This window comes from Streptococcus sp. GMD6S (genome assembly GCF_000297015.1).
Genome location: NZ_AJRH01000365.1, coordinates 1 through 530, shown reverse-complemented (window position 1 = coordinate 530; position 530 = coordinate 1). Strand labels below are relative to the sequence as shown.

The following is a 530-nucleotide window of genomic DNA, read 5'->3' as shown; positions in this document are numbered from 1 at the left end:
GCTCCGTCAAAGACTGGTGTTGCGATGTGGATACCAAGAGTACGGGCTGCCATACCAAGGTGGAGTTCCATAACCTGACCGATATTCATACGTGATGGTACCCCAAGTGGGTTCAACATGATGTCGACTGGAGTTCCGTCTGGAAGGTAAGGCATGTCTTCTACAGGGACGATACGAGAGACAACCCCTTTGTTTCCGTGACGTCCGGCCATCTTATCTCCGACTTTGATCTTACGTTTTTGAGCGATGTAGACGCGAACCAGCATGTTAACGCCAGATTGCAACTCATCGCCATTTGCACGTGTAAAGATCTTAACATCACGAACAACACCATCGGCACCGTGTGGTACACGAAGAGAAGTGTCACGCACTTCACGAGACTTATCTCCGAAGATAGCGTGCAAGAGACGTTCTTCAGCTGAAAGGTCTTTCTCTCCCTTAGGTGTGACTTTACCTACAAGGATATCGCCTTCTTTAACCTCAGCACCGATACGGATAATACCCATTTCGTCAAGGTCTTTAAGAGCATC

The 530-nt window shown here is 48.3% G+C and carries 1 pseudogene; it reads right to left on the bottom strand.

The window, feature by feature from the left end:
* Nucleotides 1-530 (bottom strand): annotated as a pseudogene (locus tag GMD6S_RS11645) (DNA-directed RNA polymerase subunit beta); the annotation flags it as partial.